Source organism: Rhodococcus sp. NKCM2511 (assembly GCF_014905595.1).
In the GTDB taxonomy this organism is placed as follows: domain Bacteria; phylum Actinomycetota; class Actinomycetes; order Mycobacteriales; family Mycobacteriaceae; genus Rhodococcoides; species Rhodococcoides fascians.
The window spans coordinates 1,057,563-1,075,745 of record NZ_BNHJ02000001.1 but is presented as its reverse complement, the minus strand read 5'-3'; the positions used below and the strand labels follow the sequence as shown (position 1 = coordinate 1,075,745).

Annotated in this window: 15 protein-coding genes; 11 read left to right on the top strand and 4 right to left on the bottom strand. The window is 65.7% G+C overall.

Annotated elements, in window-relative coordinates:
- Positions 1 to 22: 22 nt before the first annotated feature.
- The 8 genes from rpmJ to JLZ96_RS04830 all read left to right on the top strand — a co-directional run bounded on the left by rpmJ (position 23) and on the right by JLZ96_RS04830 (position 5,033).
- Complete coding sequence (rpmJ, locus tag JLZ96_RS04865) at positions 23 to 136, top strand: 50S ribosomal protein L36 (RefSeq protein ID WP_025347279.1); 114 nt, start codon at positions 23 to 25, stop codon at positions 134 to 136.
- Between the two features lie 204 nt (positions 137 to 340).
- On the top strand, positions 341 to 715 hold the full coding sequence (gene rpsM / locus JLZ96_RS04860) for a 30S ribosomal protein S13 (protein WP_027496330.1): 375 nt from the start codon (positions 341 to 343) through the stop codon (positions 713 to 715).
- A complete protein-coding gene (gene rpsK / locus JLZ96_RS04855; RefSeq protein ID WP_027496331.1) occupies positions 715 to 1,128 on the top strand; it encodes a 30S ribosomal protein S11 in 414 nt (137 codons plus the stop codon). Before rpsM ends, rpsK begins: the two co-directional genes overlap by 1 nt.
- Before the next feature lie 21 nt (positions 1,129 to 1,149).
- Positions 1,150 to 1,755, top strand: coding sequence for a 30S ribosomal protein S4 (gene rpsD, locus JLZ96_RS04850; RefSeq protein ID WP_008718223.1), 606 nt, complete (start codon positions 1,150 to 1,152; stop codon positions 1,753 to 1,755).
- Between the two features lie 99 nt (positions 1,756 to 1,854).
- Positions 1,855 to 2,919 (top strand): DNA-directed RNA polymerase subunit alpha, encoded by a 1,065-nt coding sequence (locus JLZ96_RS04845; protein WP_027496332.1) that lies wholly within the window; start codon positions 1,855 to 1,857, stop codon positions 2,917 to 2,919.
- 34 nt (positions 2,920 to 2,953) lie between these two features.
- Positions 2,954 to 3,541, top strand: a complete 588-nt coding sequence (gene rplQ, locus JLZ96_RS04840; RefSeq protein WP_201009583.1) for a 50S ribosomal protein L17 — start codon at positions 2,954 to 2,956, stop codon at positions 3,539 to 3,541.
- Between the two features lie 5 nt (positions 3,542 to 3,546).
- Complete coding sequence (truA, locus tag JLZ96_RS04835; RefSeq protein WP_032365628.1) at positions 3,547 to 4,443, top strand: tRNA pseudouridine(38-40) synthase TruA; 897 nt, start codon at positions 3,547 to 3,549, stop codon at positions 4,441 to 4,443.
- Entirely contained in the window at positions 4,440 to 5,033 is a 594-nt protein-coding gene (locus JLZ96_RS04830) for an NADPH-dependent FMN reductase (protein ID WP_236253833.1), read from the top strand. The genes truA and JLZ96_RS04830 overlap by 4 nt, the downstream gene beginning before the upstream one ends.
- A gap of 5 nt (positions 5,034 to 5,038) precedes the next feature.
- Here JLZ96_RS04830 and eccE read toward each other — a convergent pair whose 3' ends face one another.
- Positions 5,039 to 6,640, bottom strand: a complete 1,602-nt coding sequence (gene eccE / locus JLZ96_RS04825) for a type VII secretion protein EccE (RefSeq protein ID WP_201009582.1) — start codon at positions 6,638 to 6,640, stop codon at positions 5,039 to 5,041.
- 221 nt (positions 6,641 to 6,861) lie between these two features.
- Between eccE and eccB the strand changes: the two genes are divergently transcribed.
- Positions 6,862 to 8,316: a type VII secretion protein EccB gene (gene eccB / locus JLZ96_RS04820; RefSeq protein ID WP_201009581.1), complete on the top strand. Its 1,455-nt coding sequence runs from the start codon at positions 6,862 to 6,864 to the stop codon at positions 8,314 to 8,316.
- Positions 8,317 to 8,338: 22 nt separating this feature from the next.
- Here the strand turns inward: eccB and mycP are convergent, their stop codons facing one another.
- The 3 genes from mycP to JLZ96_RS04805 all read right to left on the bottom strand — a co-directional run bounded on the left by mycP (position 8,339) and on the right by JLZ96_RS04805 (position 12,391).
- Positions 8,339 to 9,757, bottom strand: a complete 1,419-nt coding sequence (mycP, locus tag JLZ96_RS04815) for a type VII secretion-associated serine protease mycosin (protein WP_201009580.1) — start codon at positions 9,755 to 9,757, stop codon at positions 8,339 to 8,341.
- Complete coding sequence (gene eccD / locus JLZ96_RS04810; protein WP_201009579.1) at positions 9,718 to 11,274, bottom strand: type VII secretion integral membrane protein EccD; 1,557 nt, start codon at positions 11,272 to 11,274, stop codon at positions 9,718 to 9,720. The genes mycP and eccD overlap by 40 nt, the downstream gene beginning before the upstream one ends.
- Positions 11,275 to 11,401: 127 nt before the next feature.
- Positions 11,402 to 12,391, bottom strand: a complete 990-nt coding sequence (locus JLZ96_RS04805; RefSeq protein ID WP_032388205.1) for an LLM class flavin-dependent oxidoreductase — start codon at positions 12,389 to 12,391, stop codon at positions 11,402 to 11,404.
- Between the two features lie 210 nt (positions 12,392 to 12,601).
- Between JLZ96_RS04805 and eccCa the strand changes: the two genes are divergently transcribed.
- Together eccCa and JLZ96_RS04795 are read left to right on the top strand one after the other, a co-directional pair.
- Positions 12,602 to 16,588 carry a type VII secretion protein EccCa gene (eccCa, locus tag JLZ96_RS04800; RefSeq protein ID WP_201009578.1) on the top strand — a complete coding sequence of 1,329 codons (3,987 nt, stop codon included), beginning with the start codon at positions 12,602 to 12,604 and terminating at the stop codon, positions 16,586 to 16,588.
- 32 nt (positions 16,589 to 16,620) lie between these two features.
- A complete protein-coding gene (locus JLZ96_RS04795; RefSeq protein ID WP_201009577.1) occupies positions 16,621 to 18,063 on the top strand; it encodes a type VII secretion-associated protein in 1,443 nt (480 codons plus the stop codon).
- The last annotated feature ends 120 nt before the right edge of the window (positions 18,064 to 18,183 follow it).

The window sequence follows — 18,183 nt, the reverse complement described above, 5'->3', positions numbered from 1 at the left end:
CTACACACAGGAGATCAACGACGTGAAGGTTCAGCCGAGCGTCAAGAAGATCTGCGAGAAGTGCAAGGTGATTCGTCGTAACGGACGCGTCATGGTGATCTGCGACAACCTGCGTCACAAGCAGCGTCAGGGATAACCACCGAGCATCACGCACGTCGGCTTGGCAACAGCTAGAAGATGACCTCCCAGCACCAACCGCAACACACGCGTTGCGGCAGACCCCCGGCACGGAGGCCGGGGCCCCACTGAGTTTGTTGAAAGACGCTTCCCACCCCAGCGGTGAGAAGGACGCAGGGGACGGACTGGGAGCAGACCTCCGGACAAGAAAAGGAAATGCCACATGGCACGTCTCGCAGGTGTGGATCTGCCGCGCGAAAAGCGCATGGAGATCGCACTGACTTACATCTACGGCGTCGGCCGTACCCGCTCCAAGGAAATTCTCGCAGCAACGGGCGTCAGCCCCGACCTGCGCAGCAAGGATCTCGGCGACGACGATCTGCGCAAGCTCAGCGATTACATCAACGAGTCCCTCAAGGTCGAGGGCGATCTGCGCCGCGAGGTGCAGGCCGACATCCGACGCAAGATCGAAATCGGCTGCTACCAGGGTCTTCGCCACCGTCGTGGTCTGCCCGTCCGTGGACAGCGCACCAAGACCAATGCGCGTACCCGTAAGGGACCCAAGCGCACCATTGCCGGCAAGAAGAAGGCGAAGTAATGCCCCCCAAAGCACGCGGTACCGGTCCGAAGAAGGCGCAGAAGACGCGTCGCAGGGACAAGAAGAACGTCCCGCACGGATCTGCGCACATCAAGAGCACGTTCAACAACACGATCGTGTCGATCACCGACCCCGCCGGAAACGTCATCTCGTGGGCGTCCTCGGGACATGTGGGCTTCAAGGGCTCGCGCAAGTCGACTCCGTTCGCCGCACAGCTCGCAGCCGAGAACGCTGCGCGCAAGGCTCAGGAGCACGGCGTCAAGAAGGTCGACGTGTTCGTCAAGGGTCCCGGCTCCGGCCGTGAGACCGCGATCCGCTCACTTCAGGCCGCAGGCCTCGAGGTCGGCACCATCTCCGATGTCACCCCTCAGCCGCACAACGGCTGCCGTCCGCCCAAGCGGCGTCGGGTCTAGCGGGAAGGAAAGGTTTAGAAAATGGCACGTTATACCGGTCCTATCACCCGCAAGTCGCGTCGTCTGCGCGTCGACCTCGTCGGAGGCGACCAGGCGTTCGAGCGTCGTCCCTACCCGCCCGGCCAGCACGGCCGTGCGCGGATCAAGGAGAGCGAGTACCTGCTCCAGCTGCAGGAGAAGCAGAAGGCTCGCTTCACCTACGGCGTCATGGAGAAGCAGTTCCGTCTGTACTACAAGGAAGCCAACAGGGCCGCCGGCAAGACCGGTGAGAACCTGCTGACCATCCTCGAGACTCGCCTCGACAACGTCGTCTACCGTGCGGGTCTCGCACGTACGCGTCGTCAGGCACGCCAGCTGGTCACCCATGGCCACTTCCTCGTGAACAACAAGCGAGTGGACATCCCCAGCTACCGCGTCTCGCAGTACGACATCATCGATGTCCGCGAGAAGTCCGCGCAGACCCTGCCGATCCAGATCGCTCGTGAGAGCTACGGCGATCGTCCGGTGGCTCCGTGGCTGCAGGTCGTCCCCAACCGTCTTCGCATCCTGGTTCACCGGGTGCCGGAGCGCGCACAGATCGATGTGCCGCTCCAGGAGCAGCTCATCGTCGAGTACTACTCGAAGTAAGGCGCAGCACGCATGTGAGTCTCCCCGCGAGGCTCACATGCGTCTTCGCCTCCACACGTGGGCGTCAAATAGCGGACGCCCGTACAGGAGGAACACAGAATGCTCATTTCACAGCGCCCGACGCTGACCGAAGAGGTCATCGCCGACAACCGCTCGAAATTCGTCATCGAGCCGCTCGAGCCCGGCTTCGGTTACACACTCGGCAACTCGCTCCGCCGCACCCTGCTGTCGTCGATCCCCGGCGCTGCTGTCACCAGCATCCGTATCGACGGCGTCCTCCACGAATTCACCACCGTTCCCGGAGTCAAGGAAGATGTCACCGACATCATCCTGAACCTCAAGGGACTCGTGGTGAGCTCCGAAGAAGACGAACCGGTCACCATGTACGTCCGCAAGCAGGGCCCCGGCGCTGTCACCGCAGGCGACATCGTGCCTCCGGCCGGCGTCACGGTGAACAACCCGGATCTGCACATCGCGACCCTGAACGACAAGGGCAAGTTGGAGATCGAGCTCGTCGTCGAGCGCGGTCGCGGCTACGTCCCCGCCGTTCAGAACAAGGCATCGGGTGCCGAGATCGGCCGTATTCCGGTCGACTCGATCTACTCGCCCGTGCTCAAGGTCACCTACAAGGTGGAGGCCACCCGCGTCGAACAGCGCACCGACTTCGATCGGCTCGTTCTCGACGTGGAGACCAAGAATTCCATCACCGCGCGGGACGCGCTCGCTTCGGCGGGCAAGACCCTGGTTGAGCTCTTCGGCCTCGCCCGTGAGCTGAACGTCGAAGCAGAAGGCATCGAGATAGGACCCTCGCCCGCCGAGGCCGATCACATCGCATCCTTCGGACTCCCCATCGAGGATCTGGACCTGACGGTTCGTTCCTACAACTGCCTCAAGCGCGAAGGTGTTCACACCGTCGGTGAGCTGGTTGGTCGTACCGAGTCCGATCTGCTCGACATCCGTAACTTCGGGCAGAAGTCCATCGACGAGGTGAAGGTCAAGCTGCACTCGCTCGGCCTTTCCCTCAAGGACAGCCCCGCGTCGTTCGATCCGAGCACCGTGCCTGGCTACGACGCCACCACGGGCACGTGGAGTGACACCGACGCAGGCTCCTTCGGCGATACCGAAGGCGCCGAGCAGGACTACGCCGAGACAGAACAGCTGTAATCAGCTCGCTGGAGCTCTTACTAGGAGATTCATCATGCCCAAGCCCACCAAGGGCCGCCGTCTCGGCGGGTCGGCGTCACACCAGAAGGCCATCCTGGCCAACCTGGCGACGTCACTCTTCGAGCACGGCCGCATCACCACCACCGAGTCGAAGGCCAAGCGCCTTCGTCCCCACGCCGAGAAGCTCGTCACCCATGCCAAGAAGGGTGATCTGGCCCATCGTCGTGAGGTTCTCAAGACGATCAACAACAAAGATGTCGTGCACAAGCTCTTCGCCGAGATCGGGCCTTTCTTCGCCGATCGCGACGGTGGCTACACGCGCATCATCAAGACCGTCCCCCGTAAGGGTGACAACTCGCCGATGGCCATCATCGAGCTCGTCAACGAGCAGACGGTGTCCAACGAAGCCGATCGCGCTCGCCGCGTGAAGGCTTCGCAGGCTGCTCCCGCCGCAACCGAGGCTCCGGCCGAGGACACGGCAGACGACAACGTCGTCGAGGCTGTCGAAGCCGACGCGACCGACGCCGAGGTGGCCAACGCCGACGCAGTCATCGAAGGCATCGAGGACAACGACGCTCACGCGTCGGACGCCCCCGAGGCCGAGGATGCGAAGAAGGACTAGTCCTTGTGAGCTCCGAGCACGACCGAAGCGGGCCCGCCATTTCCTCAGGAGATGGCGGGCCCGCTTTGTCGGTCCCCACCAGATATCGGCTCGACATCTCGTACGACGGCACGAACTTCTCCGGCTGGGCTCGGCAACCCGGTATCCGAACCGTGTGTGGCGTGCTCGAGGAGGCTTTCTCCACTGTGCTCCGTCAACCGGTCGAGCTGACGGTGGCCGGTCGAACCGACGCCGGAGTGCACGCGACCGGTCAGGTTGCACATTTCGACGCGGTGGGTGTGCCGGACGAGCACGACCGGTTGATTCGAAGAATGGCGCGCTTTCTTCCCTCCGACGTCCGGGTTCGTGCGATCACGAAGGTCTCGCCCGACTTCGACGCTCGGTTCTCGGCATATCGCCGTCACTACGAGTACCGATTCGGCACAGCGCTCTACGGCGTCGATCCTCTGGATGTCGCCGGTGTCGTGTCCTGGCCTCGGCCGATCGATCTGGACGCGGTACGCGAGGCGTCGCAGGCACTGATCGGACTGCACGATTTCGCAGCGTTCTGCAAGAGGCGAGACGGTGCCACGACAGTGCGAGAACTGCAGCGCTTCGACTGGGAACGCGAGGGGGATCGATTGACCGCGTACGTCAGCGCCGATGCGTTCTGCTGGTCGATGGTGCGCAGTCTGGTCGGGGCGATGCAGGCCGTCGGTGAAGGACGACGAACCCCCGACTGGGCACGTTCCCTGCTCGGTCGTCGAGAACGCGCGAGCGAGGTGGCAGTGGCCCCGGCCCACGGACTTGCCCTGGTGCGGGTCGACTATCCACCAGCCGACATGTTGGCCGCGCGCAATGCTGCCACCCGGGAGACTCGACCGGCAATCGTCGGCGACGAATGTTGTGGAGGAGAAGGATGAGCGACGATCGCGCCGGGTCCGGTGCCGACACGATGCAGCCGATACGTCTCGCGGTGGTCACCGGCAGTGTTCGGGAGGGGCGGGCGGGCCCCACCGTCGCAGCCTGGGTACGCAGCGTGGCGTCGGCGCGCGACTCTCTCACGGTTGTGGATGTCGATCTCGCTGACTTCGATCTCCCGAACAGCTTGACGTCGAGCGAGGGCTCCGAACGTTTCACCCGCATCGTGGGCGAGGCCGACGCGTTCGTCCTCGTCACTCCCGAATACAACCACGCTGTGCCCGGCTCGCTGAAGACCGCGCTCGACACGGTGAAGTACGAATGGCGTTCCAAGCCAGTGGGATTCGTTTCCTATGGCGGTCTGGCGGGTGGTGTGCGAGCGACCGAGCAACTGCGCCTCATCGCCGCAGAGCTACACATGGTGTCGGTACGGGATTCGGTATCACTCCATCGAGTGCGTCGGCGTTTCGACGAGGCCGGTGGCGTCGACGATCCCGCTGCTGTCGACTCCTTGGGGCGATTGCTCGACCAACTCGAGTGGTGGGCCGGCGCAGTGTCGAGCGCGCGGGCGCGCGTCCCGTACCCCGGCTGACACTGTCAGACTCGGACGGCGGGTCGAAGACTTCTCGGTCGACCGATGAACGCCGTTTCCTGCGGAATGGTGACCAGCGTCAGTTCGATGTCGATCGGACCCGAACGCACCCGAATACGGTCACCGGACGCACGCGGCTGAACGATCGACAGTGTCGCGGCGAATCTCTGTCGGGTCGGCCCGGGTGCCGCCGGATCATGCGGCGGTTCGTGCTCGGTCAGCGAGATCACAGTGACGCCGGGGACAGATTGGTGATCGAGCGAGATGGAGCCGTCTGCGAAGTCGACCACGACGACGTCGTACGAGGGCCGCACCCGTGTGTGGTCGCTGTCGACCAGAAACCGCTCGGGCTCCCCGATGGCGTCGCGGAGGGCTCCCCAGGCGTGCGGTCTGTCCGTTCTGACGACAACTCGCGCTCCGATCGCCACGGCTCGGAACAGAAGCTGTTGGGCGAGGTAGAGCTCGCCCACGATGCTGACCCGCGGCAGGTTCGCCCCGAAGATCCGCACTGCCACACCGTTTCCGTTCGTATCCGATCCCAGTAGTTGGCCGCAACCACTCACCGGGAACGCCCAGGCCTGCAGTGCGGAGGTCGAGAGGGTTCCGACCGGCATCACTGCCGAGTGTGTTGCCACAGCCAGTGGCAATTGAGCGAGAATGCCGTCTCGTTGACGTCCGGCCATCGAGGTCAGTGAAGCAACATCGGGCCTCGAGATTGCCTCTCGCGCAGCGAATCTGCACGACGCACGAACGCGGACGCGGCTCGGCTCGTCGGTGGGGCGCAGGTGAACGTACATGGTCGTACCCAGCGACGGTGTCGCCCACAAGGCCGAAAGATCCTCGACAGTGATTGTGCTGCAATCGATTCCGTAACCCGTACTCGCGACGCCGGGCAATGGAGCGTAGGACCACACCTGAGTCAGGTCGTCGGTGTCGACACCCCGGCTCAGGTGCAATGCCGCGGCTCGGAGTTCTGTGGCCGTCGACAGCCGTGTGGACAGTCCATGAGACTCCAAGGCGCGTGCAATGCGGAGGGCTGCAACGACCGCGGTTCGGGCCGCCCCCGTCCGGCCCGTGCCCCTCGCTGCCATCGCCCGGGCGTTGGCTCGTACGTCCAGAGTGACGGACACCCACACCGTCCGCTGCGCGACGGCGGGCAACGGGCCGATGAGGCCCTCGTACACGTCGGTGGCCACCGAACCGTCGGCGGTTCGAAACCCGAGCGCGACGATGTCGATTGCGGCAACCTCGACGTCGTGTTGCCGAAAGCACGACGTCAACGCCTCGATGGGCAGCGTGTGTCGTGTGTCGGCTCGCGTTCGCGCCAGCACCGTCGTGTCGTGTTCCGGTGCAATGATCTCCACGGTGCACGTGACGGTATCGCGCTGCCAGTGCACACCGACGGGCCGGCCGTCGGGGTCGACATGTTCTGTTGTCACCCCGACGGCAGGGACTCGGCCGGATCCGAAGCGCAGAGCGACGACCAGCCAGCCGGCGATCGACGTTCGCCGAAAGGCGACGAACGGTACGAGCGACACCGTCGCTGCGGCGGTGAGCGTCCACTCGACGGGAACGTCGGCCGCGAGTAGGGCGAGAGTTGTTGTCACAGTAGTTATTTCGGCCGCGAGCAACCCTCGAACAGATGGCACGGCGAACGACACGACCGACGTGCGCCGTCGTCTCCTCGAACGCGTCATCACATACCCTCCCCCCGAAGGTTGCAGCCCGATCGATCGTCGCCGACGCGGTCGCCGATGGGTGCGGACGAACTGTACTGTGTCGCGTGACCCGATGGGGGATCGGGTCGGCACAATCCTGGGGAGGAATCGTGGCATCTACTCCGACGACGAAATGGCAGGTCGGCGGATACCGCTTTCTCGTCCGACGAATGGAACACGCCCTCATCAGGCGCGACGCGCGGATGCTGCACGACCCGATGAAGTCGCAGTCGCGCGCGCTCATGGTGGGTGTCGTCGTCGCATGCGTGGGTCTGGCGGGCTGCGCTGCCCTGGCACTGTTTCGGCCTCATGACAAGATCGGCGACGCGTCGATCGTGGTCGGTAAGGAGTCGGCCGCCATGTTCGTCAGCGTCGACGGCGTGTTCCATCCGGTGCTGAACCTGGCTTCGGCGCGGTTGATCGTGGGAAGGCCCGACAACCCTGTGACGGTGAAGGAGTCGGAACTGGCGTCGCGACCTCGCGGTGCGCTGGTCGGAATTCCCGGTGCCCCGTCGGCGCTGCCGCACGACCCGGACGGCGAGGCCGAGTCGTGGACCGTGTGCGACACCGTCGATCCGATCGCCGGCGTCACGTCCACGACAGTGATCGTGGGGGAGCCCCGCTACGGCGAGAACGCGGCTGCGCTCGGCCCATCCGAGGCATTCCTGTGGACTTCGGGCGGTGCGGCGTATCTCGTCCACGACGGCACCAAGTCGCCGGTCGATCTGGCGGACAGAGCTGTCGTTCGCGCGCTGGGCCTCGAGGATGCGACGCCAACGCCGGTCAGTGCCGGTCTGCTCAACGCGGTACCGCAGTCGCCTGCGGTGACGGCTCCGTTCATAGCGCGAGCGGGTGAGATCCCCGCCTACCCGTTCGACAACCGGCCTATCGGCTCCGTGGTCAAGGTTGCCGGCCGCGACGTTCGGTACTACGTCGTGCTCGAAGACGGCATCCAAGCCATCAGCGAAACCGCGGCCCTACTCGTCAAGTTCGCCGACTCGCAGGGTAGCCCCGACATCGCGGCCGTCAATCCCGACGTCCTGGCCGACGCTCCCAAGACGATGTTCGGGCTCGACGTATCGACCTTTCCACCGACGACTCCCGACATCGTCGACTCGGGCCAGAGGCCTGTCGGGTGTCTGACGTGGTCACCACTCGATGTCGCCGACGGTGGGCCGACTGCGCAGCTGGTCGAATCCGCAGGTCGTGCGTTGCCACTCGATACCACCGCTTCACCGGTGGAACTGGCTCAGGCGGACGGCGGCGGTGATGCGGTCGACCAGGTCCATCTGTCACCGGGTAGCGGCGGATTCGTTCGAAGCACCGGTATCTCGACGGCCAGTACCCGTCAGGACAGCGTCTTCTTCGTCGCCGACACGGGAGTTCGCTACGGAGTCGAGGGTGCGGATGCAGCGTCGGCATTGGGCTTCGGACTCCCGGCACCTGCACCGTGGCAGATTCTGCAGTTGCTGGGCAGCGGGCCGACTCTGGGGCGTGGTCAGGCGCTGACCATGCACGACGGGGTCGCGGCGGACCCGCAGGCAGCCGCGGTTCCGTCCAAGTAGTCCCGGTGAGTGGGCGAGCCGATCACAGTCGCCGGCGCAGGGGAATGGAGACTGCCGTTCCGAGGCCCAGAATCATCGCGACCACTACCGACCCGGCCACCGCCGCATCGCGGGGCCGATGATCGACGGCGAGCGGTGGGAGCGGCGCACCGATCGCGACCGCATCTGCGGGGACGGTTCGCTGCGTCGGTGTCACGACGTCGGTTACCGCAGCGAGTGGATCGACGACGCCGTGGCCGACCGACGGATTCCATCCGTCGGCCGGCGCATGAGCTGTTCGCTCGATGCGGTCGATCACTTGAAGAGCGGACAGATCGGGCCTGTACGCCCGCACCAGTGCCGCTGTCGCAGCGACGAGCGGTGCGGCGAAACTGGTTCCGGTCATCGGTACTACGCCGTCGGTGCCCCGAATGCCGTTGGCCAGGCCGTTGCCCGCCGGCGACAGCGACGTCATGTTGGAGCCCGGAGCAGCCACGTCCACCCATGGTCCGGCCAGGCTGAACGACGACGGCGAACCGTCCGACTCGACCGAACCGACGGTCAACACGTCGTCGAACCAAGCAGGTGTCGCGATGGTCGCAAACCCCTCCCACGGGTCCGCCTCGGGCCGGACCGGGTCGGGCATGGGGTTCTGTGTCCTGCACGCGCCGCTTCCGAAGTTGCCTGCCGCAGCCACGACGACGGCGTCACTCTCACGAACGGCGTACTGCACTGCTGCACCGAGTGGGCCGTCGGCGACGCCTGCGCCGGCCGGGACGCACGCCACTTCGGAGATGTTGATGACCGATGCGTCTGCGTCGGCCGCCGCCCGGATTGCCATGGCCATCGTCCGTACGTTGCCGTACCCGGCAGCGTTCTCGGGTTCGGTCGTCTTCTCCTGGTCGGTCCTGTTGTCCACGACTTGAAACACGTTGCTGGACTGGCGGATCGACAGGATGCGGGCGTCCGGAGCGCCGCCGGCGAAACCGCTGCCCGAGGCCGTCTGCGCGGCGATGAGACCGGCCACCATCGTGCCGTGCGCGTCACAGTCGAGCAATCCGTCGCCGGTGCCGACGTAGTCGCCCCCCGGAATCAGACCCGGCAGACGTGGGTGAGGCGTGACGCCCGTATCGATGACGGCAATCAGTTGACCGGCTCCGCGAGTGATCGGCCACACGGACGCGAAGTCGAGTGCTTGCTGCGCCGTCGGAATTTCCTGGGTGTCGATCGTTTCGGAGGGGACGGCGCACGCGTTCTTCTGCTCGGTCGGTTCCAAAGGGGCGGGAGGGCTGGGCGGTGGCAGTTGCACCGGATCGATGAGCGGGCGTTCGGCGTGTGCGAAGGACGGTCCGATCAGTGCTTCGTAGGTGAGGGTCAGGACGGTGAGCGCGGCAAAGACGCACGCTCGACGCCGGCGCGTGGTCACAGTCCGCGGACGACGCTGTACAGACCGCACACCCATACTGCGATCGGAATGACGAGGGCGATCGCGGCGTATTCCACCAGTTCGGCCGATCGCCGCATCACCGGCGAATAGTTGCGGGCCGGAACCAGGGCTCCGAACACGGATGCGACGACGGCGGCGGCCAACGCCGCGCCGAACAACTCGAGTGCACGGTCCGGAAATGTGATCACTGCCCCGAGCGAGAGCGAGAACAGGACGACCGCACCACCACCGACGAGTGGGACGGCATGTGTCACAACGGCATACGTGCGTCCGCGCAGAAGTAGCACCAGCGCGCACAGTGCGGCGAGGGCGATGCCGGGCCACCCGGAACCGGTCGCGGTGTCGCTCGCCGCCGCAGCGAGTACTCCCATCACCACCACGATCGTGAACGCCGTGAGCAATCCCGTCAGGTAGCTCCGTGCGCGCGTGGCTGCCACCTGCAGATCTGCGAACGACATCGAATCGAGCTCTGCCTCCTGGGCGGTGTCCAGTGGGGCACCGGCGGTGGGAACCGGAGGCAACGGAAGCCGCGCCTGCATCATCGACAGTCGGGCCGACACGGCGATTCCGGTCAGACCTACCAGTGCTGCGACGGTACCGATGGCCGCCGGCGTCATCACGGTGAACAACGCGCAGACCGCCGCGGCGAACGCCGACACTGCCAGCACGATCGACCCGGTGAACACGGCGAGCCCGGCACCGCCGATTCGCAGAGACAACAGCGCGACCGAGCCTGCCATGGCCGAACCCAACATCACGTGAGCTGCCCCGAACTGGCCGGGTACGAACAGCGTTCCACCGGTGAACATCAGCGCCGAGGCGCATTCCCCGAAAAGCACCGCGACGGCCACCTGCTCGTACAGCCGGCCGAGAATCATCCCCGCAACGGCGAACAGGACCGCGGCCGTGACCGCGGCGACTGCCTCGACCGGGCTGCTCGTGTTCTCGGCACCGGCTCGCACCGGGTCACTCAGAACGATTCCGCAGGCGAGCAGGACCGTCGAGCCCGTGATGATCGAACCGACCGTGCGTGCAGTACGCGCGGTCCACTGAGCGACGTCGTCCTTGCCGGCCCGGGCCACGGCGTCCATGATATCGTCGAACAACGGAGTCGGTGCCGGACTCTCGGCGACACCCAACACGAGCAGGTCGCCGTCACGTACGCCCAGTTCGGACAGTGTTGACGTCGACGGTAATGGCGGACGTCCGATACGGGACAGCGTCCAGGCCCCCGACAACCCGTCGGATCCGGAGTCCGCGGTCCGGCTCCCGACCGGACCCGGTCCTTCCGCAGGTTCTGCTCGTAACGCGATCATGTCGACGATCCCCGGAATCAACAGCGACACCGGAACGTCGACGGGCAGTGCCATATCCACTTGGGTCGACCTCGCCGACACCGTCACCCGGCACACGTCCTGGGCGAAGACGGCACGCAGCCCCTGGGCACGTCGGGCGGGGTCCGATGCGATGGTCGGTTCGGCTGCGTCGGACGGTGTGTTCGTCGTTGCGGGACGGCTGTCGGCGCGTGTCATGGATATCCCCCCGGATGCGTGCAGTGCACTGTCGATGCCCGCCCCCCGGGCATCGTGCGTCCACACCCTACGACATCACGCCGACACTCGACCGCTCGTCGCCTCCGCCGAGACCTGCTCTCAGCAGTCAGGCAGGAACCAGCTCGCTCACCTGGGCCAGCAGCTCGAACGATCTGAGCCAGGATCGACGATCGGAGACGCCCGAGGCGACGATCAACTCGTCTGCTCCCGTGCGTTCGGCGAATCGGTCGAGGTACTCCCTGACCATGTCGGGTGTCCCGACGGCCGAGTACTTCGTCATCTTCGAGATCTGTTGCCCCGCGGGTGCTTCCAGCACCATGTCGGCTTCCTCGTCGGTGAAGGTGCGACCCCGTCCGAGCAGCAGGCTCACGCGGCTTCTCTTGGTGCGGAGGAACTGGGCCTGAGCCTCGGCGACGGTGTCCGCAGCGATCACGTTGACGCCCACGATGAGGTGAGGTTCGGACAGCTGCGCCGACGGACGGAAGTCGCGGCGATAGATCTCCACGGCCTGTTCGAGTGCGTCGGGTGCGAAATGCGACGCGAATGCATACGGCAGGCCGAGGGCTGCCGCGAGCTGTGCGCCGAAGAGAGACGATCCGAGGATGTACAGCGGCACCTCGGTGCCGGCACCCGGCGTGGCACTGACCCCGGGGACGAGGGACTGGTGAGACAGGTACCCCTGCAGCTCCTGGACGTCCTGGGGGAATCGGTCCGAGGACGCGGGGTCGCGGCGCATGGCGCGCATGGTCACCTGGTCGCTGCCGGGGGCGCGGCCCAGTCCGAGATCGATCCTGTCCGGGAACAACGTGGCCAACGTGCCGAATTGCTCGGCGATGGTGAGCGGCGCGTGGTTGGGAAGCATGATCCCGCCGGAGCCGAGTCGAATTCGCTTCGTATGTGCGGCCACGTGCCCGATCAACACCGACGTCGCCGACGATGCGATCGTCTTCATGTTGTGATGTTCGGCGTACCAGATGCGCTGGTAACCCCAGTTCTCGGCATGCTGGGCGAGCGTCACGCTGGCGTCGAAACTGTCTCGGATTGTTTCGCCCTCGCCCACGTGTGCGAGATCGAGGATGGACAGGGGTACGGACACGGAAGCCGACCTTTCGTTCGTCGAACATGTGCGGCCTTGGAGCCGCATTCTTCGTTCAACCGAATGCGGTGCCGTTCTATTTCTGTATCCCGATGCTTCGACGCAACTGTGGACCCTTCGGTTGTGCATGCGTTAGCCTGTCGTCCACGCGGCCTCGGGGGGAGGTCGCCGCGAATGCAGTTGTGGGGGCGCGGCCGTGGGGGCTGATCGATGAGTACCGTGCGCTTCGTTCGCAGCGCGCGCCGGGAAGTACCTCGGTCACCGGGCGGCGAGGTCGTACTTCAACCGCCGCCTCCCGTGCCGCGCGCGGTACCCGGCAATCTCCTGATGAAGCTGATGCCGCTGGTGATGGTCGCCGCCATGGTCGGAATGGTTGCGCTCATGTTCACTTCCGGTGCGGCAGCGAACCCGATGATGTTGATGTTCCCGGCCATGATGCTGATGTCGATGGTGGGCATGTTGGCCGGCGGGGGTAAGTCCGGGGGAGCACGTACCGCCGAGGCGAACGAGGACCGTAAGGACTATCTGCGGTATCTCGACCAGCTTCGACGAGACGTCGCCGACACCGAGCGAGATCAGCGCAGGGCACTCGAGTGGAGCCACCCGGATCCGGGCACTCTGTGGTCGACGGCCGGAACGCAGCGTATGTGGGAACGTCGGCCTCAGGACGCCGACTTCGCCCACGTGCGGGTCGGGCTCGGCGATCAGCGTTTGGCGACCCGACTCGTGCCTCCCGAGACCGGACCTGTGGAAGAGCTGGAACCGGTGTCCGCGGTGTCGCTGCGCCGATTCGTGCGAGCACACTCGGTGGTGTCCGAGTTGCCGATTGCCGTGTCGCTGAGGGGATTCGCCGCTCTGTCGATAGCCGGGGATCGCGATGCCGCTCGTGCGATGGTGCGCTCGATGGTCGCCTATCTCTGTACCTTTCACGGACCGGACCACCTCGCGGTGGCCGTCGTCTGCGGCCCCGACACCGTGGAGCAGTGGGAATGGACCAAGTGGCTGCCGCACACACAACACGACGTGTTGCGAGACGGTGCCGGTTCTGCGCGAATGATCTTCGGCAGTGTCCTCGAGCTCGAGAGCGCGCTGGGGGACGTCCTGTCGATGCGGAATCGCTTCGCACGTGGGGCGGTGAACAGTGGGGTCACGCAGTTGGTGATCGTGGTGGACGGCGGACTCGTCGCCAACCGTTCGACCGACCTCACCGACACCGGCCTCGATTCCGTCACCATCGTCGACCTGTCCGGGTTGTGTACGCGACTGGCGGCAAGTCGCGGGCTCCAGCTGGTGGTCGAGAACGGCTCGATCGGTGCGGTCAGCGGCACGGCAGTCGAGGTCTTCGCTGTGGCGGACGCGATGAGTACCACCGAGGCACACGCCGTTGCTCGACGCCTTTCTCCGTATCGCGCGCCGTCGTCGCCCTCCGCTGTCGATACCGTCACCGACGACGGGGCCGCAGTGTCGGGATGGAACAGCCTCGTCGGAATCGCCGACGTCGGTGCGCTCGATACGGATCGAGCGTGGACAGTGCGTCGCGGTCGAGACCGGTTGCGGGTACCCATCGGCGTCGCACCCGACGGCAGCGCGGTCGAGATCGATTTGAAGGAGTCTGCCGAGAACGGCATGGGTCCACACGGATTGTGCATCGGCGCAACGGGTTCGGGTAAGTCGGAGTTTCTGCGTACGCTCGTTCTCGGGTTGGTGTCCACCCACGCCCCGCAGCAGTTGAACCTGGTACTGGTCGACTTCAAGGGCGGGGCGACCTTCGCGGGGCTCGAGGCCGCGCCGCACGTTGCGGCCGTGATCACCAACCTGTCCGAGGACCTGGCTCTGGTCGACCGGATGCGCGATGCCCTCGCCGGCGAGATGAACCGTCGGCAGGAGTTGCTGCGCTCGGCCGGAAACTTCGCCAATGTGTCCGACTACGAGAAGGCGCGCGCAGCGGGAGCTGCTCTGGCGCCGTTGCCCGCTCTGTTCGTGGTGGTCGACGAGTTCTCGGAATTGCTCAGTCAGCAACCGGAATTCGCGGAATTGTTCGTGGCGATCGGGCGGCTCGGGCGTTCGTTGCACATGCATCTGTTGTTGGCCAGTCAGCGTCTGGAAGAAGGCAAGCTGCGCGGACTCGACAGCCATCTGTCCTATCGAATCGGTCTGAAGACGTTCTCGGCCAACGAGTCACGTTCTGTTCTCGGTGTTCCCGACGCGTACCACCTGCCTGCTCAGCCCGGTGCCGGCTATCTCAAGTGCGATTCGGCCGAGATCGTCCGCTTCGCTGCGGCCTACGTGTCCGGGCCGTACGTTCCGCCACGTTCGAGTGCGGGGGCACCCGCTGCGCAGGGCGTCGATATCCGTCCGAGGCCGTTCACCGCATATCCGGTCGTGGGCGATCCCATCGAGAACGACGTCCGTGTCGAGCCGGTGGTCGAACCGGATCCGGTCGAGAACGACGACACCGGCGCGACCGTTCTCGACGTCGTCGTCGGCCGAATCGCAGGCCGCGGTATGCCGGCCCACGAGGTATGGCTACCGCCGTTGGACAAGGCACCGACACTGACCCGCTTACTGCCTCGGTCGGTACTGAGCGGCGGCGTCGATTCGCTGAGCACACTTCGTGCTCCGATCGGCATCATCGACAGGCCGTTCGATCAGCGGCGGGATCTGCTCACCGTCGACCTGTCCGGTGCAGCCGGGCACGTGGCGATCGTGGGGGCTCCGCAGTCGGGGAAATCGACGGCCCTTCGGTCTCTGATCATGGCTCTGGCGATGACGCACACACCCGCTCAGGTTCAGTTCTACTGCTTGGACTTCGGGGGTGGAACGCTGGCCGGGTTGGCCGAACTACCGCACGTCGGATCGGTGGCCAACAGATTGGACGTCGACCGAGTGCGCCGGACCGTGGCCGAGGTCGCGGCTGTCGTTCGTCAGCGGGAGAAGACTTTTCGAGATCGCGGCATCGATTCCATGGTCGAGTTCCGGCGGCTGCGGGCGATGCAACCGGTCGATGCGAACGACCGGTTCGGCGACGTCTTCCTGGTGATCGACGGATGGCAATCCATCAGATCCGACTTCGAGAGTCTCGAACAACAGATCGCGACGCTGACGACCCAGGGACTGGCATTCGGTCTGCACCTCGTTCTGACGGCCTCTCGCTGGGCAGAAGTGAGGCCCGCGACGAAGGATCTGATCGGGACCCGGCTCGAGCTGCGACTCGGAGATCCGTCGGACTCGGACATCGGCCGAACGAAAGCCGCCAGTGTGCCGCAGGGCCGACCGGGCCGGGGTATGACCAAGGACGGTCTCCACCTGCAGATCGCACTGCCTCGGGTCGACGACCGTCGATCGGTGGCCGACCTGTCCCGAGCTGTGGCAGAGTCCGTCACCGCGATCGCCGCAGCGTCCACGGGGCCGCCTGCCCCGCCGGTCCGCATGTTGCCGGAGATGCTCGAACGGTCGGAGGTGCTCGATCGACTCGGTGGCGCCTGGCCTCGCGACCGCGGTACCGTTGCAGAACTGAGAGTTCCGATCGGCATCGACGAGGCCGAGCTGGCTCCGGTGACGGTCGACTTCGCCGAGAACCCACATTTCGTCGTCTTCGGCGACAGCGAATGCGGGAAGACGTCCCTGCTGCGGGGGATCTGTCGATCGTTGGTCGATGCGAACCCACCCGATCGGGTGAAACTGATCGTGGCGGACTACCGTCGAACTCTCTTGGGCACAGTCGATTCCGAGCATCTGGCCGGCTATGCGGCCGCGCAGGCGACGTTGACGGCGATGATCGTCGATCTCGCAGGCAGAATGAGCAGGCGCATGCCGGGATCGGACGTGACCCAGCAGCAACTTCGCGAGCGGTCGTGGTGGGACGGGCCCGAGGTGTTCGTCGTCGTCGACGATTACGACCTGGTGGCCACCGCGTCCGGAAACCCGTTGTCGCCCTTGGTCGAGCATCTGCCACACGCCCGGGACATCGGACTGCACCTCATCGTGGCGCGTCGCTCGGGCGGGGCGGGGCGGGCACTGTTCGACCCGGTGATCGGGCGGCTACGCGACCTGGTGACTCCGGGATTGGTCATGAGCGGGAGCCGAGACGAGGGGAGCTTGATCGGCACCGTGCGTCCGAGCCCGATGCCGCCCGGACGTGGAGTGTTCGTCGATCGGTCCGGCCCCGCGCTCGTGCAGCTCGGACACTCGAGTTGACGAGGGCGCAGTGGCGTTACGCGGCTGTGCATTTGAGTCATTCGGAGATTTCTGTCGTCGCGTCCGGTGCGACGCTGCAGGGTCCACGCGAACACGTCGGATCCGCATACGCGGTATCGGAGGGTGGTCGTCTCGTCTTCGGGCGGGCGGGCGCGGACACCGAGGTCCCTCCGCTGCTGTGTCTCGACGATCGATCGATCCTCGTGGGCGGCGCAGTGTGGGATCGCGGCGAAGTTCTGCACGGGATCGTGTGGTCGGCGCTGCAGGGAGCCGGGATACACGACCGACTCGATCTGCTCGAGATCGCGTATCCCTCGACGTGGGGCGACGAGCGTCGAGAGCTCCTCCGAGCCGTGTTCGGCACGTCGGCGAGCGAGGTCGTCGTCGTGGAGACGGCGATCGCCGCGGTCGCGTCGGCGGGAGAACGCGCACCGGCTGCTGCGGTGGTGATCGAAGTGGGCACCCTCGACACGACGGTCGTTCTGGTGGACGAAGCAGGAACTCACGGCGGCGACATCGGTGCAGTACTTGCTGTCGGAGAACGAGACGACAGCTGGCGACGACGAGCCGACGACTACCTTCGATCGTCGGTGTCGCAATGTCCCGAGGACATTTTCATCGTGACGGAGTCGGGTTCGAGCTCGAGCCCCGCTGCGGAAGATCCGGCACGATGGCTGACCGGACTCGACGTCGCCAGGTCTCTGTATCGACGTGCGGGAGCGGAGGTGGAGACTGCCCCGCCAGGGCGAGCCGCGGCAGGGCGCTCGGCGGCATGGCTCGACGAAGTGACCGTCGCGGTGCCACCTCCCCGAAGAAGCGGATTGCCGGTTCGAGCGTTCGGTGCGGTGGCCGCATCGGTCATCGTTGCCGGTGGTGTCGTTGCACTGACGTTCGTCCTTCGGTCTCCGGAAGAGGTGGCCGTCGCGACCTCGCCGCCGTTCGCGGTGCCTGCCACCCCGGCGGTGTCGACGACCGAATCCACCTCCGCGACCGAAACGACCTCGGCGACAGCAGTATCGGCGTCGAGCGAGTCACCGTCGGTGATGCCGTCGGCGACGTTCGTCTCGGGCCGGGCGTCGCTGCGACTACCGGCGACCTGGACCAGGATGGAGGATCCGGCCCGGATGGTGTTGATTCCGCCGACAGCACCCGAGCGTCGCATCGTCGTCACAGTGCAGGAATTGGTGCCCGGCTCGACGCTCGAACAGGTTGCGTCCGAGCTCGGTGCGGCAGTCGACGCGCGTGGACCCGACTCCCCGATCGGATCGCTGGAGCCTGCCCGGGATTTCGGAGGTCGGGTGGGGATCTCGTACGTCGAGCGGCCGGCCGATGTGTCCACAGTGTTGTGGCGTGTGCTCGTCGAATCGGATGTGCAGGTGAGCATCGGCTGTCAGTTCGAGGGACCGGACTCGTCCGCGATCGACACCGAATGTGATCTGGCCACCCAGACGCTGGAGATCGTGCCGATGCGTTGAGGCCGCCGCGCAGATTTTCGCCGTATGCCGGAACCGAACCGAGGGGTGGCTGCGTCCAAGGAGATGTAGGGGAGTGAGCGGGCCGCACGCGGTCCCTCGGTCGAGCGTCATGTGCGCCGC